This is a genomic window from Staphylococcus warneri (genome assembly GCF_900636385.1).
Classification (GTDB): Bacteria; Bacillota; Bacilli; order Staphylococcales; family Staphylococcaceae; genus Staphylococcus; species Staphylococcus warneri.
Genome location: NZ_LR134269.1, coordinates 382,459 through 405,347, shown reverse-complemented (window position 1 = coordinate 405,347; position 22,889 = coordinate 382,459). Strand labels below are relative to the sequence as shown.

General features: G+C 34.0%; 19 protein-coding genes and 1 riboswitch. Of the genes, 9 read left to right on the top strand and 10 right to left on the bottom strand.

Features of this window, described 5'->3' with window-relative positions:
• Positions 1-380: 380 nt before the first annotated feature.
• From EL082_RS01840 to EL082_RS01800, 9 genes are all read right to left on the bottom strand, one after another.
• Positions 381-1,739: a gluconate:H+ symporter gene (locus tag EL082_RS01840; protein WP_002466931.1), complete on the bottom strand. Its 1,359-nt coding sequence runs from the start codon at positions 1,737-1,739 to the stop codon at positions 381-383.
• A 122-nt stretch (positions 1,740-1,861) separates the two neighbouring features.
• Positions 1,862-3,400: a gluconokinase gene (gene gntK, locus EL082_RS01835; protein WP_002466952.1), complete on the bottom strand. Its 1,539-nt coding sequence runs from the start codon at positions 3,398-3,400 to the stop codon at positions 1,862-1,864.
• Between the two features lie 25 nt (positions 3,401-3,425).
• Positions 3,426-4,106 (bottom strand): GntR family transcriptional regulator, encoded by a 681-nt coding sequence (locus EL082_RS01830; protein WP_015364700.1) that lies wholly within the window; start codon positions 4,104-4,106, stop codon positions 3,426-3,428.
• A gap of 228 nt (positions 4,107-4,334) precedes the next feature.
• Positions 4,335-5,207: an alpha/beta fold hydrolase gene (locus tag EL082_RS01825; protein WP_002466958.1), complete on the bottom strand. Its 873-nt coding sequence runs from the start codon at positions 5,205-5,207 to the stop codon at positions 4,335-4,337.
• A gap of 157 nt (positions 5,208-5,364) precedes the next feature.
• Entirely contained in the window at positions 5,365-6,063 is a 699-nt protein-coding gene (locus tag EL082_RS01820) for a GTP pyrophosphokinase (protein WP_002466937.1), read from the bottom strand.
• Positions 6,064-6,324: 261 nt separating this feature from the next.
• Complete coding sequence (locus tag EL082_RS01815) at positions 6,325-6,738, bottom strand: DUF2188 domain-containing protein (protein ID WP_002466976.1); 414 nt, start codon at positions 6,736-6,738, stop codon at positions 6,325-6,327.
• Between the two features lie 121 nt (positions 6,739-6,859).
• Entirely contained in the window at positions 6,860-8,731 is a 1,872-nt protein-coding gene (locus EL082_RS01810; protein WP_223266645.1) for an FUSC family protein, read from the bottom strand.
• A gap of 252 nt (positions 8,732-8,983) precedes the next feature.
• Complete coding sequence (locus EL082_RS01805) at positions 8,984-9,271, bottom strand: putative quinol monooxygenase (RefSeq protein WP_002466987.1); 288 nt, start codon at positions 9,269-9,271, stop codon at positions 8,984-8,986.
• A 126-nt stretch (positions 9,272-9,397) separates the two neighbouring features.
• Positions 9,398-10,672, bottom strand: coding sequence for a pyruvate MFS transporter (locus EL082_RS01800; RefSeq protein ID WP_002466980.1), 1,275 nt, complete (start codon positions 10,670-10,672; stop codon positions 9,398-9,400).
• A gap of 400 nt (positions 10,673-11,072) precedes the next feature.
• A riboswitch (TPP riboswitch) is annotated at positions 11,073-11,182 on the top strand.
• Between the two features lie 69 nt (positions 11,183-11,251).
• On the opposite strand from EL082_RS01800, the gene EL082_RS01795 reads away from it, so the two are divergent.
• The 7 genes from EL082_RS01795 (at position 11,252) to EL082_RS01765 (ending at position 17,889) form a co-directional block, all read left to right on the top strand.
• Complete coding sequence (locus tag EL082_RS01795) at positions 11,252-11,842, top strand: thiamine phosphate synthase (protein WP_002466982.1); 591 nt, start codon at positions 11,252-11,254, stop codon at positions 11,840-11,842.
• Positions 11,835-12,950 carry a glycine oxidase ThiO gene (thiO, locus tag EL082_RS01790; protein WP_002466983.1) on the top strand — a complete coding sequence of 372 codons (1,116 nt, stop codon included), beginning with the start codon at positions 11,835-11,837 and terminating at the stop codon, positions 12,948-12,950. Before EL082_RS01795 ends, thiO begins: the two co-directional genes overlap by 8 nt.
• On the top strand, positions 12,934-13,134 hold the full coding sequence (thiS, locus tag EL082_RS01785) for a sulfur carrier protein ThiS (protein WP_002466949.1): 201 nt from the start codon (positions 12,934-12,936) through the stop codon (positions 13,132-13,134). Before thiO ends, thiS begins: the two co-directional genes overlap by 17 nt.
• A 1-nt stretch (position 13,135) precedes the next feature.
• Positions 13,136-13,903, top strand: a complete 768-nt coding sequence (locus EL082_RS01780; protein WP_002466967.1) for a thiazole synthase — start codon at positions 13,136-13,138, stop codon at positions 13,901-13,903.
• Complete coding sequence (locus tag EL082_RS01775; protein WP_002466928.1) at positions 13,903-14,901, top strand: HesA/MoeB/ThiF family protein; 999 nt, start codon at positions 13,903-13,905, stop codon at positions 14,899-14,901. Before EL082_RS01780 ends, EL082_RS01775 begins: the two co-directional genes overlap by 1 nt.
• A gap of 113 nt (positions 14,902-15,014) precedes the next feature.
• The gene (gene uptA / locus EL082_RS01770; RefSeq protein ID WP_103286189.1) at positions 15,015-15,626 is read left to right on the top strand and encodes an undecaprenyl phosphate transporter UptA; all 612 of its coding nucleotides are present in this window, start codon (positions 15,015-15,017) and stop codon (positions 15,624-15,626) included.
• A 298-nt stretch (positions 15,627-15,924) separates the two neighbouring features.
• Positions 15,925-17,889 (top strand): fructose-1,6-bisphosphatase, encoded by a 1,965-nt coding sequence (locus EL082_RS01765; protein WP_002466970.1) that lies wholly within the window; start codon positions 15,925-15,927, stop codon positions 17,887-17,889.
• A 101-nt stretch (positions 17,890-17,990) separates the two neighbouring features.
• Here the strand turns inward: EL082_RS01765 and EL082_RS01760 are convergent, their stop codons facing one another.
• Entirely contained in the window at positions 17,991-19,778 is a 1,788-nt protein-coding gene (locus EL082_RS01760) for a cation:proton antiporter (RefSeq protein ID WP_103286190.1), read from the bottom strand.
• Between the two features lie 322 nt (positions 19,779-20,100).
• Here EL082_RS01760 and EL082_RS01755 point away from each other — a divergent pair, with 322 nt between their 5' ends.
• Positions 20,101-21,150: a YkvI family membrane protein gene (locus tag EL082_RS01755; protein ID WP_103286191.1), complete on the top strand. Its 1,050-nt coding sequence runs from the start codon at positions 20,101-20,103 to the stop codon at positions 21,148-21,150.
• A gap of 94 nt (positions 21,151-21,244) precedes the next feature.
• Positions 21,245-22,672, top strand: coding sequence for an aldehyde dehydrogenase (aldA, locus tag EL082_RS01750; protein WP_002466973.1), 1,428 nt, complete (start codon positions 21,245-21,247; stop codon positions 22,670-22,672).
• Positions 22,673-22,889: the final 217 nt, after the last annotated feature.

The window sequence follows — 22,889 nt, the reverse complement described above, 5'->3', positions numbered from 1 at the left end:
ATATTATGAATAATCATCTATTTTAATATTTGATTTTAATTGTCTAAAACTTATCATTGGTTTTATTTCATTATCTGTTTATTGCAATCAAATCGATGGCTTAGTATAATTGAAGCATAAAAATACACCTAGCAACCATTCGACTAGTCACTAGTTGGAAAAACTAAGCAACATATTTTGAGCGTTAACTCAATTCATATGTTTTACATAAACAGCTTTTAAACTCGTCTTATTCACAGTAAGACGGGTTTATTTTTTCGCTCGAATGTGCTTGATAAACAACATAACAATACATGTAATAGTCATTACTAGTGGTATATACACAATAATGTGTAAAGAAAACTACCGACTGTTTCCAGCCGGTAGTTACATCCCCAATGTTATACAAATAAACTAATAAATAAGATAAAGATGATGCCTGAAACTGAAATGATTGTTTCGAGTAATGACCATGTTAAAAATGTTTCTTTAACTGTTAGTCCGAAATATTCTTTGAACATCCAGAATCCTGCATCGTTCACATGAGATAAAATCACACTTCCTGCACCAATTGCTAGCACAACAAGTGCGACATTGGCATCTGAAGCTTGTAATAATGGCATCACAATACCTGTCGTAGATATGGCGGCCACAGTTGCAGAACCTAGTGCAATTCTTAGTACTGCAGCAACAATCCATGCAAGTAGAATTGGTGACATGTGTGTACCTTCGAACATTTTGGCGATCGTATCACCTACGCCACCATCAATAAGTACTTGCTTGAATGTACCGCCACCACCAATGATTAATAACATCATGCCTATTGGATAAATTGCTTGAGTAACTGATTCCATGATATTTTCCATTTTTCTATGTCTTAATACACCCATTGTAAATATAGCGAAGATAACTGCAATTAACATGGCTGTACCAGCATTCCCAATTAAATAAATAATTGATTCGAATGCATTTTTAGGAGAATCATGTCCTGTGATAAGTTGTACTAATGTTGAAACAAGCATTAAGATGACTGGTAATATCGCTGTTAAAATACTAATTCCAAATCCTGGCATTTCTTCCTCAGTAAATTCCTTTTGAGCACCTAATGCTGAAATATCTCCCTCTCTACCATATGCAGATGGAATGATTTTTTGTGCGATTTTATTAAATAATGGACCTGCGATTAAAGTAACAGGAATTGAAATAATAATACCGTAAAGGAGTACATGACCAATATTCGCTTTTAATTCTTTAGCTATAACAACTGGTCCTGGATGTGGCGGTAAGAAACCATGTGTCACTGATAATGCTGTAACCATTGGTAATCCAAGTTTAAGTGTAGATACATTCGCACGTTTGGCTACTGTGAATACTAATGGAATTAATAACACTAATCCCACTTCAAAGAATAAAGCGATACCGACGATAAATGCAGCAACGAGCATCGCCCACTGTACATGTTTTTGGCCAAATTTGGCGATTAATGTATCGGCAATACGTGTTGCGCCACCTCCATCAGAAAGTAACTTCCCTAATATGGCGCCTAGTCCAAAGATAAGTGCAATATGGCCTAATGTACCACCCATACCTTTTTCTACAGTTTCCATAATTTTATCCAGTGGCATACCTAATAACAAAGCAGTAACAATTGATGTAATGATTAAAGAGATAAATGTATTCAGTTTTAAAAAGATAATTAAACTTAATAAGATCACAATTCCTAAAACAACGCTAATTAATGGCCAAATTTCTGCAAACATGGCATTCCCCTTCTTCCTATAATATGTCTGTTCTCATTTACAAAGTTGCTCGAATTCGAAAGTGGCAAAGTGACGTTGTGACTTAACTATGCAATACTACATTTGTCTGGCACTGCTTAAAATCAATTCATATGCTGTCGTTGAAATGCGGCAATCTCACTATACGTGTCGGTTAAAGAGCGACTAATATTGATAAAGATACTTACAAGTTGTTGATAAATATCGACTGTTTCTGAATCAGGTTGATGTTCATTTGTCGTACCTACCATTTGTTCAATTACTGAGAAGTCATCAATTTCACCAAGTGCTTTCATACCTAACACGCATGCACCTAAGCATGAACTTTCGTAACTTTCTGGCACACTTAAATGCGTGTCAAAGATATCTGCCATCATTTGGCGCCAAATTTCACTTTTAGCAAATCCACCTGTCGCTTTGATTGTACTTGGTGTTTCATTCATCACTTCTATTAAAGCTAGATAAACTGTGTATAGATTGTATAAAACGCCTTCTAAGGCAGCACGTATCATATGTTCTTTCTTATGAGATAGTGTTAAGCCGAAGAATGACCCACGTGCATCGGCATTCCATAATGGTGCACGTTCTCCAGCAAGATAAGGATGGAAGATTAAGCCATCTGCGCCTGGTTTAACACGACTGGCGATTTGAGTTAATACGTCATAAGGATCAACACCTAAGCGTTTGGCTGTTTCGACTTCACTTGCTAATATCTCATCTCGAAGCCATCTTAAGATGACGCCACCATTATTAACTGGTCCACCAATTACGTAATGTTCATCTGTTAGGACATAACAGAAAATTCGACCTTTATCATCCGTTCTTGGTTTATCAATGACGGTTCTAATAGCACCAGATGTCCCAATAGTAACGGCAACTTCACCTTTTCGGTAACTGTTCACGCCCAGATTAGATAACACACCATCACTCGCGCCAATTACTACAGGCGTATTCTCATCGACACCCATTAATGTGGCGTAGCGCTTTTTCATTCCTTTTAAAATATGTGTTGTGGGCACTAATTCTGGTAGCTGCTGACGTGTGATACCTAATAAATTTAATACGTCGTCATCCCAATCAAGTTGTTCCAGATTGAACATACCTGTAGCTGAAGCCATGGAGTGGTCGATAACATATGTCTCATATAGTTGATATAAAATATATGTCTTAATATCAGCAAACATGGCAGTATGATTGAAAATATCTGGTTGCTCATGTTTCATCCAAAATATCTTCGATAATGGTGACATTGGATGAATGGGTGTACCTGTTCTTCTATAAATATTAAAACCATCATGTTGTTGATTAATTTGGTCTGCATATTTACTTGCTCGATTATCAGCCCAAGTAATATTCTCTGTTAAGCGATGATGTTGTTCATCCATCGCAACTAAACTATGCATTTGGGCACTAAATGAGATTAATTTAATATCTTCTTTAGCGATATTGGCTTCTCTGATGACATATTTGACGGTCATCAATACTGCATCAAATAATTCATCTGGATTCTCTTCAGACACATCGACATTAGGTGTATGCAATTCGTACCCAATGTTATGCTTCATAATGAATTGTCCATTTTCATCATAAAGTACTGATTTGGTGCTTGTGGTACCAATATCGACACCAATCATATATTTCATATCTTATCCCTTCCTTTCTAAAAAATTAGCGTAACCAAAATCCTTCTATATCTTTACCTACATCATCAAAGTTTAAATGAAAGGCTTGTCTTAACGTTTCAGCATTTTTATTTTCAACTGCATCTACAAAGACATTGTGATTTCGATGTATACGTTCAAAATCATTAGGATCTTCTAACATTCTGCGTCTCATCGATAGGAGAATTAGTGACTCCATCACAGGTTTCAAATGATTCCAAAATGTTCTGAGGTATTGGTGGTCTGAAGCTAAAATCATGGCTTCATGAAATTCAAAATCATGTTTCGTAAACGATTCAGCATCTTCAAATTGTACTGCTACTTTCATCATTTCGAGTTGCTTTTTCATTTCTTTAGCTATCGGTTGTGTATCTTGTGATCTCAATCTAGAAAAGGCAAAAGACTCTAACATTAAGCGTAAGTCATAAAGTTCTCTTTTTTCTTGTTCACCAAAAGGTAAGACTTGCGCCCCCATTCGTTCTAAATGAATAAGTTGATCTGTTTGTAATAGCTTGAATGCATCTCTAACAGGAGAGCGACTCACATTGAATTGTTTAGCAATTTGATTTTCAGTCAGTAGTGTTTCTGCTTGAATATCACCTTTAATAATGCCTAATCTAATTTCTGCAGCTATCGCCTCACCTGTAGTTAAATGTCGTTTCCATTGTTCTGGATAGCCATATGTCATAGCTCACACCGCACTTTCATTCGTCGTTCTATACTTGTATACAAGTATATTAAAACATGATGCACATTTTTGCAAACGCTTACTTTAACTAAAATAATAAAAAGCCTCGATTATTTTAGTCATCGAAGCTTTAAAATCCTTACGAAATTATGAAGATTGAGCAGGTGTTTCAATACAATAATTAATTTTGTGACAATTTGGAATACATTTTACAAATAACATACGTAATTATTCTTGAATCCATTGTTTGATATGATCTACAACACCTAATTCTTGTTCTGACTTTGTTTCTAATACACTTGGAAAATCAAGATGCCCTATTCCTTCATATACGATTTCTTTTGTTGTGCCACCATAAGCTTTGAATTGTTCTAACGTAGCTAATGAATCTGTATATGGAATAATTTGATCCTCTTTACCAGACATGAATAGTATCTTCGGAAATGTTTCTATTTCTTCAATATCTGGTAGGTAATCAGCATTAATCGTATACAAAATATCTGTGATAATTGTCTTGATTGGTGCGACGAATTGAAATAGTTCAATCGCATTTTCTTTTTGCGCAAAAATGGTTTTATCGAGTATGTATTGTGGTAAATTTTTCACTGCATTAATTTCATCCTTCAAAATATCTCGCTTACTATCTGACGTAAATAAGCGTGCTAACATACTACCATCTGGTGTGATTTTTGCAGCACTGTTTAGGTAAATCAAATGAGAAATGGGCAGTGTATTAAATTTCAATAAACGTGTAGCAATCATACCTCCCATAGAATAACCAACTACTTTTATTTCTGACAATTGTTGCTCGCTCACAATCTGACTTAATACATCATAAACACGTTCTGAATAGTCATCTAATGTGTGATTATCCCTTTCAATTTCAGAACTCTTACCTCTACTAGGACAGTTGATAAATATCAGTTTGTATTCTCTCATGTATGGTTCAAACATGGTCATAATCTTATACGTAAGTAATGCACCATGAATAAAGACAATGGCCTCTTTAGAATTGGGATTACCTGCATATATCACTTCACTTTGTTCATTTTCATAATTATTTAATTGGTATAGTTGTGTTTTAAAATTTTGCTTATTCATCTTAACCCTCTAATTCTCAAAAATCATATTATATATATTAAATATTTTATCATATTACTTTAATTAAAATCCTTTTTACATAAAAATAAGTAGTAAGTCGTCATGCTTTAGTAAATTGGCGACCTACTACCTTATTCATCTTTCTTTAAGGGTGACGTTAATCATCCTTAGATATTTCAGTATGAATCTGTTGCATCTTACTTTCTACATCGGTAATCTCTGTAGCACATTGTTCTAATAAACCTTTATATTTTTCAGTATCTGCATTATTTTTATAACGGATTTTATGTTCTAGACTCGCCCACATATCCATACCAATGGTTCTAATTTGAATTTCTACTGGAATAATTTCTACAGAATCTGCTAAGAATACTGGAATCGATACCACAATATGTAAGCTGCGATAACCATTTTCTTTAGGATGTTCAATATAATCTTTGCGTTTAATTAATTTGACGTCTTCCTGTTTTAATAACATCTCTTCAATAACATAAATATCATCCATATAATTACATATCACTCTAATACCAGCGATATCCATAATATGATCTCTAGCACTTTGTGCACTAATGTCTAAACCTTTCCGTTTAAGCTTCTTAACTAAACTCCCCATCTCTTTAACACGTCGTTCCATATGGTGTATGGGATTATGTTTATATCTATGATTGAAATTATCATCTAAAATGCTTAACTTAGTACTTATTTCTTTAAGTGCGGATGAATAAATATGATCGAGTTCAACAAATCCTACTAAAATATCAAATGCCTCATCACCATTTTGAATAGCACTTAAACTATTTTTAAATTCGTATCTCAAGTCTTCAAGGTATAATGATGGTTTTCTCTCTACATACATATGATTTCCTCCATCTCTTTTATCCCCTTCATTATATCGAAGTTCAATGAGAATAAGAAATAATTGCATTACCTACTTTAGTCGTAAACAATAAGAGGTCGGGACAAAAGCGTTTAGGATTTGAGCAGAACCGAACGATGAGCAAAATTGTTTTCCAAATTTTGTCGAATCGTGAGAGTTTCTGCCGATAATCCTGCTTTTAGGACGCCGTTAATCGGTTTCCCAGAGCACAAAAACGTTATGTCTCAACCTCTAGTCATTCTATTCATCTTTTTGATGTTCAACTACTTTAGTGTCTTTATTGTCTGCAATATGTTTGGCACGCTTTATAGCATCTTTTTTATATGTGAATGTATCAGATGCTTGTTTTGCATCTTCTGTTTTCACTTTCCATTCATTATCTTCGAAATATATATGAACTGGCTTTTCATTTAATTCTGGTTGCGCTGACTTATCTTGTAGATGCTGTGTGATGTGTTTATTTTTGAGTTCTTCTAGTTCTTCTTCAGATGCTTGTTTATACCATTTTTCAGCTTGTTGTGTTGCTATTGGAATCACATCTGACTCCTTATAACCATCTTTTAGCATAGCATTAGCAATATCAATTGCTTTTTTTCGTTCTAATTTGTCTAAATTCTTTAGGCTTTGAGGATAATCTTCCATAGTCCAAGGCATTGCATTTCATCTCCTAGTTAATGAGTGTGATACTTTTCTTTACCACTCTTTTCAACTATTCAATCACCATGACCGGACTCTGAAGTTAGACAACCCTCAGACTGCCTAATCATTCGCAAACTTAAGCAAATGCTAGTGTTTCACTTGCATCTTTACGTTCTTTTTGACTATTATTCTGAATCTTCATTAAACCTGACTTAATATAATTATATTGCGGTAAATCTGTTAAGTCTTTAACTTCTAAATGAGAGTGGAGTTCAAAGTGCTTAGCAATATTTTCAAAGATAGCTAAGTATTCACCCATTTGTTGATCGTCAATTCTAGTTCGATTTTTATCGTTTAAAGCTCTACTCAACATAAAACTAATTTCTTCTAAGGCAAATATACTTGGATAGTAATATTGAATAACTGACTTATTACTAAATAATTCACCATTTGCTGCGTTGTACATTTGCGTCATATTGTTTAATCTTACTGACAAGCTTAGACTTAAATGTTTTTCTTGTTCTTCATTTTTGTATTCATTGTTGGAGAATAAATAATGGAAAAATTTCGCTTCTTGTCTAACAACATCTGCAATAGTGTTAGGCAATAACGCAGACGCTGTACGTTGTCCTAGTATAAATAAACCGAGTAATGCAATGGCAACCCCCATGGCCACATCGACAATACGTGGGAAAGCAATTGAGATGGATAAATTCTGTGATGCCAATCCATTTAATAAGATAACTTGTATCGTAATAAAGATAACTGCAAAAGTATAGTTAACACCAACAAATGCTTCTGTCATCATCGCACCGAAGCCCATTAATACAACTGCTAATGGGGCTGGTACTGTAAATGCTAAAATTCCTGAAAGTACCACTACACCGAGTAACGTACCTAAGCTTCTGGCCATTCCTCGTTCTAATGTGTGAATCGTTGATGTACCTAATAATAATGTATGTGCGGAAAGTGGAATCCAATAAGCTTTATCAAATCCAAAGAATAAAGCAACAAAGATTGCTACTGCAATAATGACTGTATATCGTAATGTATTTCTAAATACGAGCGAATCTAATGTTAAGTTTTGTAAAATACGTTTACTGTATAATGGTTTTCGAATGTTTGCCTCATGTTCAAGATGTTCAGAGTTTGCATGAGCAATTTCGTCAATTTTTAATATATGACTAATTAAGTTTTCGAATTCTGGGCTCACATCTACTTCTTTTCTCCATGTTTTACCATTTGAAGATGGATGACTTATTTTATCAATGATAAAGTCTAGCATTTCAAGCAGTTCATTTGGTAATGGACGCACACCCTTTTCATTTAATTCAAGTAATTCTGAGTAAATACCTTGTGCTGACGTATGTAGTAATAGTAATTTTTGGAATCTCGTACTTAATTTACCATTACTAGATGATGATGTGATCAATAATTTATCTGATGCTTTAAAAGAAGACACTGCAGATGTTGCCACTTTCTTAAATGATTCTGGATCATTATAATTTTTCATTAAATCTTGAATCACTTTGAAGTCAGAATTAATGGCACTATCCTCTGTTTTTTCTTTCTTCATATAGATAGTGATAAGTACAACTAGTGTCGCAAATGCACCACCAATAAGAATACCAAGTCCTCTCACTAATGCTTGATCAGGTGCAATTGGTAAGTTCATTGGTAAACAAAATGTCACTATAAAGAAAGTTGATGATGGACCCGCAATTTTTAAAGCTGTGAATATATAAAATGGCACCACCGTTACAACTAGAAGTAAAATACCAAAGATGAGCGGTTGTGCAGCTGTCAATGTCCCTAACATCATACAAACTGCGAAAGCTAACGAACAAAGCACCACCGTTCTAATCATAGATTGTGGTGAACCTTTAAAAACATAAATATGTGCCAAAGTACCAGTGGCAATAAGTAAACCAAATGAGAAAAAGCCGAAGTAATAACCTAATAATGCAGGTATTATCATAAGCAAGCCTTGTCTGATACCTTTGAACATATCAATCTTAGATCGATTAAAATAAAATACTGTCTTTAAGAAACTCTTCAAAATATGCTCTCCTTTCTTTTTTATTTGAACATAAATAAGAGAACGGAATGGTTCTCATTTCACTTTTGAAATCAGCTTTATCCCGCTCTCTATAGCGTCAATTTATCGGATGTATTGCTTGCAATTCATCAAAACACAAAAACTATTATAACACTTTTCTTTTTGTTTGATGACTAATTCCCTTTATACCGATATAAATATTTATTTGACTTGTTGAGCCACTTCAATCACTGGTGCTTCTACGACAAAGTTACCAATTTCATTTTTGAACATTTGTAAATGTTCAGACTCATTATGTGATTTAATAGCCGCTTCATCTACGTAGTTCTCCACTACGATAAACGTATTTCTATCTTGCACATCTTCATAATGGCTATAGAATAGTACGCCCTCTTCTTTTCTTGATTCAGAAACTAAATGTTTCATAAGTTTTAAATATTCATCACGTTTTTCTTCTGATATTTTAATTTTAGCATTGATTATCATCATTCGAATCACACCTTTCTATAATATAATTATGCACCTAGTAAAATTAAAAAAGCAATAAATGAGTTTGAAGCATGATCTTAACGACCTGTCTATCCTCATTTATTGCTCGTATTTGATATTTACAAATTATTTAACTGATTGATGTTCATCTATCACTAATGGTTGATCAGGTTTAACAAAGAACCACATGATAATCGCTAATACTGCTGGAATAATTAATAATTGGAACGTCATACTCCAACCAAGTTGTTCAACAAAGGCACCAGCTAAGAATGGACTCGTTAAGGCACCAATATTCCCCCATAAGTTCATCCAACCAGATACTGTTCCAGAGAAGTTACGACCTAAGTCTGTCGCTGCGGCCCAACTCATACCCATAGACATACCAACGCCACCTAAGCCAAGAGATAACCAGAATATAGTGACATATAAGTTTTCAGTATGTACTGCAAAAAAGATTGATATTGAGAAGACGACAAATCCTAAAATCGCAATGACGCCACGTGCGACGAAACGAGATTTACCAGTATTTAAAATCTTATCTGAAATAGCACCACCAGATAAAATCAAGAAGAACATTAATAACCATGGTAATGAACTAATTGACATATCTTTGAAATCAACATGGTATTGTTCTGTTAAATATGTTGGTAACCAAATTAAGAATAATGTAATGACAAATTGTACTACAAAGTACTGAATCGCAATCGCATAAAAACTAAAGTGAGTTAAAAAACGTTTCCAAGGTGGTAGTGATTTATCAGTTTCAACAATGTCTCTATGCACAGTAATAAATTGCTTTTCAGCTTCATTGACCATTTTATGTTGTTCCGGCAAGTCTTTAGCGATAATTGCCCATAGAACTGCCATCACAATACCAACCGCACCAAAAATATAAAAGACTGCTTGCCAATTAAATGCGTTAACAATCGCGATGGTTACAATCGGTGCTAACACAGGGCCGAAATATGAACCTGCTAATAACGCACTTGATGCTCTTCCTTTTTCATTTTTAGCAAACCAAAATGAATTGAACACTGCATTAGATGGATACATAGGCGCCTCTCCCACACCAAATAAAAATCTAACAAAATATAATAAACCATGATGCTTAATCATACCTGTGAGAATTGTAAAAGCACTCCACCATACTAAAGCTATTGTAATCATTTTACGTGGTCCAAATTTCTCTGCTAACATCCCTGACGGTACTTGCATTAAAGCGTAACCTAATGAGAAAAATGACGCTAATAAACCAAATTGTGTTTTTGTTAAATGTAAGTCTTCCATCATTGGTACAGCAATATATGAAATATTAGATCTATCCATATAAGCTATAACACCAATAAGAAAGAATGCAATCGCAAAAAACCAACGAACGTTACTTCTTTTTTTATTCATTTCTTTTCCTACTTCCCATAATGATATGTTGTTTCTATGTGTTGTCGTTAAGTTTCAGAAATTCCTAATGATGACTGTTTAACTTCTAATCACACATCTTTTCATTTCTTGTAGCACTACAATTTTTATTATAATAGCACGAAATGGAAACGGTTACAATATAAAATTTAGAAAATATTCACAATTTATTCAATAAAAATTAACAATACTTACATTTAATTTTCAATATTTAAATAAGCTATTCATGTTCATTTGCGTTTTCGTCTAAATTGGTTGTTTCTTTCTTGCCTTTATTCCAAAAAAAGCTAAATAAAGATAGTTGTCATGTTTGATACCGTCAATAAAAAATAGTAAACTGTATGTAAATTGAAAGCGCTATTCCATTCATACAATTTAATAATAAACCCACTGGAAGTGCCTTTGTTTAAGGCTGAGAGTAAAGATGTGACTTTATAATTCCTAGAACCTGATCCAGTTTGTACTGGCGTAGGGAAGTGGCATAGCTATGAATTTAAAGTACTCATTAGCAATTTAACGCTATTTCCCTACTATGTGGAAATAGCGTTTTTTGTTGAGGTGATGTATATATTTATTGCGATAACTTTTTATAAAGAATTGTCACAGCAAGATTTAAGGCATTTTTTGACTATAGAGCCGGCCATTGATGGCTTACTCTTTAGAACACCTATGTCTGCTTTTGAGTTACAAGGTTTTATTGTACAGCTCATTGAAGCTGGATTTCCCAAAGATAAAATAATCATTCATAGTCATTTTAAATTACTTAAAGCTTTAAATTTACAATGTATTCATTTTAAAGAAAATGACGAAGAAGCATTTTTAATCAAACAACAACATCCTGAGTTAGTTGTCGGTATGTCAACGCATAATATTGAAATGGTTAAGCAATGTCATGAGTGGCAATTAGATTATGTCTTTTTCGGTCACATATTCCCTACATCGTCGCACCCAGATGAACATCCACGAACAATTCAAGAGATTCATGACGTACTCGAGATTGATATTCCTATTTATGCTATAGGCGGAATTTCCCCGTCCACCATTTCTCAATTACCTACAGCATTTGATGGTCTATGTTCAATTTCATTTTTCATGACCTCTACCGTTAGCGAAATTAACTCTTTAAAAAGGAAGTGGCACGCTCATGCATGATGTTCTTATTATCGGTTCTGGTGTGATAGGTATGTCGATAGCTCGACAACTTAATCAATCACATTTAGATATTGCTATTGTAGACCGAGATATACCAGGTATGCATGCCTCTTATAAAGCCGGTGGCATGTTAGGCGCTCAAAATGAGTTCACAACTGATAGTGAATTATTTCAATTAGCAGTAGCGTCTAGGTCATTATTCCCAGAATTAAGTGATGCCCTCTATCATGAAACTGGTATTGATATTGAATTTCAACAGTCTGGATTAATTAAAATGGCATCATCAACCAAAGACGTAAAGTGGTTAACTCAACAATATGCCTTTCTTAAATCAAAAGACCCAAGCGTTGAGTTACTCTCAGATGATGAACTATTTAACCTGTCAAATGGTCATGTCGAACCAACTGACTTAGCCATATATATTCCAAAGGACGGTCAAATCAATGCCAATCACTATACTAAAGCTTTATTACAATCAATAATTCAGCGCGATGTTCATCGTTATTATCAAACAGAAGTAAAACACATTCATCACAATAATGGTTTTTACACAGTTACAACAAATAATGCTAATATCTACGCTAAAAAAGTAATTGTGGCAGGTGGTGCTTGGTCTACTCAGCTATTAAAAGATTACGCTATACCAAGACAAGTGATTGGTGTTAAAGGTGAGGTATTATTAGTTGAACAACCTTCACTTAAATTAAATCATACTGTGTTCATGACGAATGGTTGCTATATCGTTCCAAAGGAAAAACATCGCTACTTAATTGGAGCGACAAGTGAATTCAATAATTACAGTGTCGGTAATAGTGACCTAGGTATTTCATGGCTACTCAATCATGCTCAACAACGTATACCTGGACTATCGAATGGCCATATTCTAAAACAATGGTCAGGCATAAGACCTTACACAGAACATGAATTACCTATCATGGATCAAATCGATGACGGCTTGTTTATCATCACTGGTCATTATCGTAACGGTATACTGTTATCGCCTAAGATCGGTCAAGATATTGCCAACTGGCTATTATCCGGAATTAAACCAGTAAGCTATTCAGCATTTAGTTTATCAAGGAGTGAGCAAAATGAAGTGCATCATTAACGGAGATTTATTTACCTTTGAACAAGAAGATTCGATTACAAGCATATTAGAATCATTAGAATTAGACCCACAACGTGTCGTAGTTGAGCATAACCAATCTTTAATTAAGCAAGATGATTTTGACAATCAAATAGTCAGAGAAGATGATCGTTTAGAATTATTAGAATTTGTAGGAGGCGGATAAAATGTTAAAAATAGGTCAATTAGAATTGAAATCTCGTTTATTATTAGGTACTGGTAAATTCGAGGATGAACAAACTCAATCCGAAGCAATTAAAGCAGCTGAAACAAACGTATTAACATTTGCAGTAAGACGTATGAATTTATATGATAAAAATCTTCCAAACCCACTAGCTAATGTGAACTTAAAAGATTTCATTACATTTCCTAACACTGCAGGTGCTAAAACTGCTGATGAAGCCATCCGTATCGCAGAAATTGCAAATCACGCTGGTGTATGCGACATGATTAAAGTTGAAGTCATTGGTGATGATGAAACCTTATTACCTGACCCGTTTGAAACGTATGAAGCTTGTAAAGTGCTATTAGAAAAAGGGTATATCGTCTGTCCTTATATCTCTAATGATCTTGTATTAGCTAAAAAGTTAGAAGCCCTAGGTGTCCATGCGGTAATGCCATTAGCATCACCTATTGGTACAGGTAGGGGTATTAATAATCCACTTAATTTAAGTTATATTATTCAAAATGCTAACGTCCCTGTCATTGTAGATGCCGGTATTGGTTCTCCTAAAGATGCCTGTCAAGCAATGGAATTGGGTGCTGATGCAATATTATTAAATACTGCTATCTCTGCAGCTAAAGATCCTGTCAAAATGGCCGAAGCAATGAAGTTAGGTATTCAAGCCGGAAGATTGTCATATGAAGCTGGTCGTATTCCCGTAAAATATACAGCACAAGCATCAAGTCCTACAGAAGGCTTAGGCTTCTTATAATGTCACGTTATGAAAGACAAACACGCTTTCAACCTTTTGGCGAAACAGGACAGGCTCAATTAGAACAAACAAAAATCATGGTACTTGGTGCTGGTGCATTAGGCAGTCATATAATAGACCAATTAGCACGCATGGGCGCCCATCATTTAGCCATCGTTGATATGGATATTGTAGAATTATCCAATTTACATCGACAAACTTTGTATGATGAGCAAGATGCACAACTTATGACATCTAAAGTTGAGGCACTTAAACAGAAAGTCCATACTATTAATCAACAAGTACATTTAAAGACCTATTATCAAGAGTTGTTATCTACAAATATCGAAGACATCATTAAAGACTTTCATCCAGACATTATTTTAGATGGTATGGACCATTTTAAAATACGTTATTTGATTAATGAAGTATGTCATAAATTAAATATTCCTTGGATTTATGGTGCAGCTGTCGGTAGCAAAGGCACCGTTTATGGTATTGATTTTACTGGACCATGCCTTAAATGTTTATTACAGCAAATTCCTCAAACTGGTGAAAGTTGTGCTATCAATGGCGTCTTGCCACCTATCGTTTCGATTGTAGCGAGTTACGAAGTGGCTGAAGCTATACGTTATATTAGTGGATATGGGTTTTCACAACAATTAATCACATTAGATGCATTTAACATTCAACATCAATCATTAAATATACGTCAATTAAAGGATGATCAATGTCCAGTATGTCATTTTCAAAAATATGACGTATTAAATGATAAACAGAATCATACAATCGAACCATTGTGTGGAGATACAGTCAGATTTAGATTGCCTGCCCACAGTTTCGATTATGCATCAGATTTCCCAGGACATATGATTAAATCCACACCATTTGCTAAATTAATCCAACACAAGGATTTGGCATTCACACTATTCAAAGATGGCCGTATGAATGTACACGGTATTACAGAAGAGACAGATGTTCATGCACTTTATCATCAACTCTTAAAAGCAATAAAATGATAAACTGACCCCCCTTTTACAAGCATTTACTTATTATTTTTATTATAATGGTTTTACCAAACTATATTACTTAAGTAATATGCTTCAACGCATAAAGGAGTCTATTCATATAAATGGAACAAATTATTACGAATTTTATTAGTCAGTGGGGATACACGGCTATCTTCATTCTCATCTTGTTAGAGAATGTATTACCTGTAGTCCCTTCCGAAATTATTTTAACCTTTGCAGGTTTACTGTCAGTTAAATCTCATTTATCCATTTGGACATTATTAATCATTGCGACGATTGCGTCATTTATCGGATTATTAATTCTATATTATATTTGCCGTCTTATTTCAGAAGAAAAGCTATATCGTTTTGTCGATCTTCATGGTAAATGGATGAAATTAAAAAGTAGCGATTTAAAACGTGCTAATGACTGGTTTAAACGCTACGGTGCATGGGCAGTCTTACTTTGCCGCTTCATACCGGTATTACGTGTATTAATTACTATCCCTGCAGGTATTAACCGTATGAATATTGTGAAGTTCACATCACTTTCACTTCTTGGTACAACAATTTGGAACTTCGCATTAATTTTACTAGGTCGTCTTTTAAGTGATAGCTTTGGCGCCTTAATGAATGGTATCCATACGTATTCTAGAATTATGTATGTCATTATCATCATTGCCGTTATTTACTTCGTCATCAGATACTTTGTCAAACGTAAACGCGTAAAATAATGAATTAAAGCTATCCCAAGCCAACATTGTGCACTCACTTTGTTGGCTTTTTTGTGTTCTCCTCCTTCTAATTCACAAAGCTTATTTTTTACAAGTTTAATCACATCTATTAGAAATGAGTGTTATTGCTATTTCTCATTGTTTGAAATGATAACGATATTTCTAAATTTAAAAATATCTTTTCAATTAATGCTTTGCTATTGAAAATTGTTAAATTTTTATTGATAATCAAATGTAAGCGCATTAATAATTGCAATAACTGGCTTTGAACGGAATTAAAAAATAGGAGTGACAAGACATGACACATATTACTGAAAATGAACTAAAGAAAAAATACTTAGACTTACTATCTCAACGATTTGATAGTGCTGAAAAGTTAGCAACTGAAATCATTAATTTAGAGTCAATCCTAGAACTTCCAAAAGGTACTGAACACTTTGTAAGTGATTTACACGGTGAATACGAATCATTCCAACACGTTTTAAGAAATGGCTCTGGTAATGTAAGAGCTAAAATTAATGATATATTTGGCGAAACACTTAGCGAAAAAGAAATTAATGATTTAGCCGCCCTTGTCTACTATCCAGAAGATAAACTAAAACTTGTTAAAAACCAATTCAATGCCAAAGGGCAACTTAACGTTTGGTATATTACAACCATCGAACGTTTAGTTGAATTAATCAAATATTGTTCTTCTAAATATACACGTTCTAAACTTCGCAAAGCTTTACCAGAACAATTCGTCTATATTATTGAAGAATTACTTTATAAAAATAATGAATATCAAAATAAAAAGACGTATTATGAAACATTAGTCAATCAAGTCATCGAGTTAGAACAATCAGACGATTTAATCATTGGTCTCTCTTACACAGTACAACGCCTCGTTGTCGATCATTTACATGTTGTTGGTGATATTTATGATCGTGGTCCTAAACCCGATAAAATCATGGATACATTAATCAATTATCACTCTGTAGATATTCAATGGGGAAACCATGATGTGCTATGGATTGGTGCTTATGCTGGCTCTAAAGTATGCCTTGCTAATTTACTTAGAATCTGTGCGCGTTACGACAACTTAGATATTATTGAAGATGCATATGGCATCAACTTAAGACCGTTACTCACTTTAGCTGAGAAATATTATAGTGGCGATAACCCTGCTTTCAAACCTAAGAAGCGTCCAGATAAAGAAGCAAGTTTGACACAACGTGAAGAACATCAAATTACTAAGATCCATCAAGCCATTGCGATGATCCAATTCAAACTTGAAATGCCAATCATTAAACGTCGCCCGTCATTTGAAATGGAAGAACGTTTGGTGCTAGAAAAAATCGATTTTGACAACAATGAAATCACTGTTTACGGTAAAACGTATCCATTGAAAGATACATGTTTCCAAACGATTGATCGCCAACATCCTGAAGTCTTACTGGAAGAAGAACAAGAAGTCATCGACAAATTACTATTATCATTCCAACAATCTGAGAAATTACGTCGTCACATGTCATTCTTAATGCGAGAAGGTAAATTATATTTACCATACAATGGCAATTTACTTATACATGGTTGTATCCCTGTAGATGAAAATGGTGAAATGGAATCATTTGAAATTGACGGGGAAATGCATAGTGGACGTGAGCTATTAGATGTCTTTGAATATCATGTAAGAAAAGCTTTCGATGACAAAGAAGTCACTGATGATTTATCAACAGATTTAGTGTGGTATCTATGGACGGGTAAATATTCTTCATTATTTGGTAAACGAGCTATGACAACATTTGAACGTTACTTTATTGAAGATAAAGCATCTCACAAAGAAGTAAAAAATCCATACTACTATCTTCGTGAAGATGTAGATATGATTCGTAAAATGTTAAGTGACTTTGGTTTGAATCCAGACGAAGGCCGTATCATTAATGGACATACGCCAGTAAAAGAAATTGATGGTGAAGACCCAATCAAGGCGGATGGTAAAATGTTAGTTATTGACGGTGGTTTTTCAAAAGCATATCAATCAACCACTGGCATAGCAGGCTATACATTATTATATAATTCCTTTGGTATGCAATTGGTAGCGCACCAAGAATTCAATACAAAAGAAAAAGTACTATCAGATGGTACTGATGAATTATCAGTCAAACGTGTTGTAGATGAAGAACTCACACGTAAAAAAATCAAAGATACGAATGTTGGTCAGGAGTTACAATCACAAATAGATATTCTCAAAATATTAATGCATGACCGCTATTTAAAATAAAAACAACACAAATGATTACACATAAACACCCCCCTTACTACGAGTTCTAGTGAGGGGGTGTTGTTGATATTCGAGATAATCCTAATCATAAATTAGCATTTTTATTTATCATATACATTTTTCAAGATACCATAAACACCGTGATCTTCTTTTGGTAATGTGCGTTGACTGCGTTTAAATGTCACTTTTTTACTATCACTAATATAATAAATCAACATATCTTTATGCGTAATTTCATCATATCTTTCTGCTGGCACTTCAATTATATTATGTTGTGTTATATATTGGTCAAACCATCTTGGTGTATGGTTCTCATCAAATAATATATGGTTTCGAATTGGACCATTCATATTATTGCGGGCTTGTTCATCATTGAATGACACAGGCATCATATCAACGTTATTCAAACCAAACTCTGGTACAAGCTCATTGAATGCTAAACTATTAAAAATAAAAGATTTAGTCATTAAGATACATTTGTTATATCTCAACAAATCTGAATAAATTCGATCATTACTGGATAATAAGTTGCCTTTAAAGACTTCAAATCCCTCTTGATGGGCTTTGTCAGATGTATTCTCAAATAAGTTAAATATCATAACTGGGATACCATGTTCTTTAAGCATACTACCTATGTGGAATGAAAATTCACTTTCTCCAACGATAATCACACCAGGTGGTTCATTACTGGCAACACCTAATAATTTACTTAATGGTGTAAAGCTAAATCCATAAATCACAACGGTAATAAATACGAGTCCAAATGTTACTGGCGTGATATATTGCGCCATTTTAACGCCATCATCCATGAATAAACTTGAGAAGAATTGTGCTACTGTTAAAACAACAATCCCTCTTGGTGCCATTAACGTTACACTTGCACGCTCCCGTTTTGATATTTCGGTTCTAAATGTAGAGACAATGACGGATATCGGTCTTACAAGTAAAATCATCACAATACTAAACACCACAAGTTGCCATGAAAGTACATTTAATAAAACATCTTTCGTTAAGGATGATGTAATAAGAATAAATACAGTTGATACTAGTATAGTTGATGCATTCTCAATGAAATGATCTGATTCTTTAAACATTAAGTCATGACGTTTATTTCGAGCCATCATCAGTCCAAAAATAGTGACTGAAAGTAATCCAGATTCCGCTAAGATTTCATCACAAATACTAAAAATTAATAAAATAAATACGAGTTGAATCGGTGGCATTAAACTTTGTGGAATTAAATCATGTTTTATTAACCAATTGAATAGGAAAGATGCGCCAAATCCAATAACAATGACACATACAATTTTCAAGAAGAATTGTACAATCACTAAAAAACTAATACCATCATCGATAATTTGGAACACATAAAAGACAGTTAATGCCAACATTGGCCCTATCGGATCTAAAATAATACTCTCCCACCGTAATATCGAATCAACATTCTTCTTCACTTTAGCTTGTTTTAATAGTGGTTGAATGACAGTTGGACCTGTAATTAAAAATAAACCACCCATTACTAAAGATACTGATAGTGGGAAGTCTAAGATGTAATGTAAGGCAACTGCACCTAGAACCCATGCAATTGCTGCTCCTACTGTAACCATTCTAATAACCGCTTTAGAGATGCCTCTAAGTTCCCTAAAGTCTAAGTTACTACTTCCTTCAAATAAAATAATCGCTACAGCGAGCGATACGATAGGACTAAAGACATCTGATCCCATCGCTTCTTTCGGATTTGCAATGCCTAGCACTGGACCTACTAATAGTCCTACTATAGCCATCACGACAATCGATGGCCATTTAATTTTATTGGCTAACCATTGACTAAAAATACCTAACGCTAAAAATACAACAATCATTAACATTAAAGGTAAATCAAAAATCATAACTACACCTTCTTCAATTATTACACTTACTTCACTTTCAAAAATTCAATATTTGATAATACTATCAAAGTATTTGTACGAATGCATTACCCTTATTTAAAATTCTATAGTTTATCATTTATCTTTGCTACCGCTTCGCTTTAGTTTTATAATCTTTGTCACAATATTAGTACACCATGTTCATACAATCGTCCATATAAGATGTACTGAGGTGTTTATTTTTTATGTTAATTCGTCTAAAATAAAAAGATACGCATTTTCATGATAAAAAAATTTAAAATTATAATAAAATCAATTTCGACATGAAGGGATAAGAACGACAATGAATATTTTTAAAGAATCCATCATCGTGGCGTTTGCATTTGTAGGCGTCGTCGTAGGTGCAGGATTTGCGACTGGTCAGGAAATCTTTCAATTCTTTACGAGTCATGGCATATATAGTCTTGGTGGTATTGCCATCACAGGCGCTATCATCACAGTTGGCGGTATTTTAGTCTTAAAAACAGGATATCGGTTACAATCAGGTAATCATTCTGAATCCGTCCATTACTACCTACATCCAACAATTGCTAAAGTATTTGACTTAATATTAACCGTTTTTTTATTTTCTTTAGCGATTATTATGACAGCAGGCGGTGCGTCCACGATACATGAAAGCTTTGGACTGCCCTATTGGCTAAGTTCACTGTTACTTGTCATATTAATACTATTAACATTATTTTTAAAATTTGATCGCTTAATTGCAGTCCTAGGTGGTGTCACACCATTTCTCGTTGCAGTCGTGACAATGATTGCAATTTATTACTTTGCATCAGGACACCTTAACTTTGAAGCAGCTAATCATTATGCACATCATCATCCATCCATGTCACCAGGTTGGTGGTTTGATGGTATCAATTATGCTAGCTTACAAATAGCTGCTGCATTTAGTTTCTTCTCAGTGATGGGGGGCAGATTAAAATATCGTCAATCTGCCACGTACGGTGGTTTAATAGGCGGTTTAATCATTACATTTTTACTATTAATGATTAATTTAGGTTTAGTTACAGAATTTGATCAAATTAAGGATGTCGCACTCCCTTCTTTATTATTAGCTAAAAATATTTCACCTTCGATTGGCCTTATCATGTCAGTTATCATGATTTTAGTGATATACAATACCGTTGTTGGTCTTATGTATGCTTTTGCCGCTCGATTTAGTACGCCTTTTTCAAAGAGATACTTTATCTTGATTATTTCGATGGCTATCGTGACTTTCATATGTACCTTTGTAGGTTTCATTTCACTTATTGGTAAAGTCTTCCCTATCTTGGGATTATTTGGTTTTATTCTATTGGTTCCTATATTTTATAAAGGATTTAAAAAACATTAAATTCAGAAATGACAGGTTGGCATATTTCCATGCCGACCTTTTTTATATTTAATCATCGTTAGTTTAGGGAATATAAATTATGGAGGTGTTTGAGATGACGAATCAATTATTTATTAATAACGAATTTATTGAAAGTAACTCGAATGAAACTATGGATGTGATTAATCCAGCTACTGGAGAAAAGATAGATACTATCACATTCGCGACAAAGGATGAAGTCAATCAAGCTATCGAAAAATCGAAACAAGCACAATTAGAATGGGAAAAAATCCCACAACCTACCCGTGCCGAACATGTTAAATTGCTTATTCCTCTATTTGAACAAAATAAAGATGAACTAGCTCAATTATACGTTAAAGAACAGGGTAAAACATTAGCTGAAGCTCAAGGCGAAATCGATAAATCCATACAATTTATTGATTATATGACTAGTTTAAGTATGAGTAATAAGGGAGAAGTATTACAAAATAGTGTAGAGAATGAAACAATTCAACTCACTAAAAAGCCTATTGGTGTCACAGCTGGCATTGTACCTTGGAATGCACCTATTTTAGTATTATTACGTAAGGTGATTCCTGCTATCGTAACAGGCTGTTCTGTAGTTATTAAACCAAGCGAAGAAACAACGTTACTCACATTACGTCTAGCTCAACTATTCAAGGCATCTACCATTCCTGCAGGACTCGTTCAAATTGTACCAGGCACAGGCGAAACAGTAGGTACGCAATTAGCACAACATAAAGATATCCAACTTATTTCATTAACTGGTAGTATGCGTGCTGGTAAAGCAGTATTCGAAAATGCAGCAAGTACAGTTAAAAAAGTCAATTTAGAACTTGGTGGCAATGCACCAGTGATTGTTACACCTAATGCTAATATAGATAAAGCCGTAGATTATATTGTCACTGCACGTATTAAAAATGCAGGTCAAGTATGTACATGCCCGGAACGCATTTTTGTGCATGAAGATATCCATGATACATTTGTAGATAAAGTCACAGAAAAAATGAAATCTCTTACAGTCGGAGATCCATTAGACGATAAAACTGACTTCGGTGCGATTATCAATAAAACCCAATTAAATAGTATTGATGATAAAGTACAAGCAGCAGTACAAAATGGTGCTGAACTTGTATTAGGTGGTCATATACTAGATCGTCCTGGTTACTTCTATGCACCAACAGTACTTGATCATGTTAAACAAACAGACGCTGTCTTTAAAGAAGAAATATTCGGACCTGTTTTAGCTATCACAACTTATCAAAACTTTGAGCAAGTCATTGATGATGCTAATGACACTAATGCAGGACTATCTTCATATATCTTTTCTAATGATTTGTCAGAAGTCATGACAGCTACGGAACGACTCAAATTTGGTGAAGTATATGCCAATTGTGAAGCAGAAGAAGTCGTGAATGGCTATCATGCCGGTTGGAGAGAATCTGGCCTTGGTGGTGCCGATGGTATTCATGGTTTCGAGGAATATTACAACACGACAGTGTCTTATATTAGATATCAATAATAGTTCATGAGCACATCAATATGTGCTCTTTTTTATTGCTTAATATACATTTACATAACTTTATCCTTTGCAATTTGCATAGGTCTAATACCTGTAATAAGATTTAAAATAAAGGTATAATGAAATTATATTAATTATCACAACAAATAAATCAAACAAATGATCTATAAATCAATTACCTGTCTCTCTCAAATAATATATTGAGAGAGGCTTATTT

What these genes read in the sequence shown, in the direction of transcription:
- thiS (WP_002466949.1), top strand. Translation starts at nt 12,934, where the DNA reads ATGAAGTGCATCATTAACGGAGATTTATTTACCTTTGAACAAGAAGAT.
- thiO (WP_002466983.1), top strand. Translation starts at nt 11,835, where the DNA reads ATGCATGATGTTCTTATTATCGGTTCTGGTGTGATAGGTATGTCGATA.
- EL082_RS01840 (WP_002466931.1), bottom strand. Translation starts at nt 1,739, where the DNA reads ATGTTTGCAGAAATTTGGCCATTAATTAGCGTTGTTTTAGGAATTGTG.
- EL082_RS01825 (WP_002466958.1), bottom strand. Translation starts at nt 5,207, where the DNA reads ATGAATAAGCAAAATTTTAAAACACAACTATACCAATTAAATAATTAT.
- EL082_RS01820 (WP_002466937.1), bottom strand. Translation starts at nt 6,063, where the DNA reads ATGTATGTAGAGAGAAAACCATCATTATACCTTGAAGACTTGAGATAC.
- EL082_RS01815 (WP_002466976.1), bottom strand. Translation starts at nt 6,738, where the DNA reads ATGCCTTGGACTATGGAAGATTATCCTCAAAGCCTAAAGAATTTAGAC.
- EL082_RS01800 (WP_002466980.1), bottom strand. Translation starts at nt 10,672, where the DNA reads ATGAATAAAAAAAGAAGTAACGTTCGTTGGTTTTTTGCGATTGCATTC.
- EL082_RS01805 (WP_002466987.1), bottom strand. Translation starts at nt 9,271, where the DNA reads ATGATGATAATCAATGCTAAAATTAAAATATCAGAAGAAAAACGTGAT.
- EL082_RS01760 (WP_103286190.1), bottom strand. Translation starts at nt 19,778, where the DNA reads ATGATTTTTGATTTACCTTTAATGTTAATGATTGTTGTATTTTTAGCG.
- EL082_RS01810 (WP_223266645.1), bottom strand. Translation starts at nt 8,731, where the DNA reads ATGTTCAAAGGTATCAGACAAGGCTTGCTTATGATAATACCTGCATTA.
- EL082_RS01755 (WP_103286191.1), top strand. Translation starts at nt 20,101, where the DNA reads ATGAATATTTTTAAAGAATCCATCATCGTGGCGTTTGCATTTGTAGGC.
- uptA (WP_103286189.1), top strand. Translation starts at nt 15,015, where the DNA reads ATGGAACAAATTATTACGAATTTTATTAGTCAGTGGGGATACACGGCT.
- EL082_RS01765 (WP_002466970.1), top strand. Translation starts at nt 15,925, where the DNA reads ATGACACATATTACTGAAAATGAACTAAAGAAAAAATACTTAGACTTA.
- EL082_RS01780 (WP_002466967.1), top strand. Translation starts at nt 13,136, where the DNA reads ATGTTAAAAATAGGTCAATTAGAATTGAAATCTCGTTTATTATTAGGT.
- EL082_RS01775 (WP_002466928.1), top strand. Translation starts at nt 13,903, where the DNA reads ATGTCACGTTATGAAAGACAAACACGCTTTCAACCTTTTGGCGAAACA.
- gntK (WP_002466952.1), bottom strand. Translation starts at nt 3,400, where the DNA reads ATGAAATATATGATTGGTGTCGATATTGGTACCACAAGCACCAAATCA.
- EL082_RS01830 (WP_015364700.1), bottom strand. Translation starts at nt 4,106, where the DNA reads ATGACATATGGCTATCCAGAACAATGGAAACGACATTTAACTACAGGT.
- EL082_RS01795 (WP_002466982.1), top strand. Translation starts at nt 11,252, where the DNA reads ATGTATATATTTATTGCGATAACTTTTTATAAAGAATTGTCACAGCAA.
- aldA (WP_002466973.1), top strand. Translation starts at nt 21,245, where the DNA reads ATGACGAATCAATTATTTATTAATAACGAATTTATTGAAAGTAACTCG.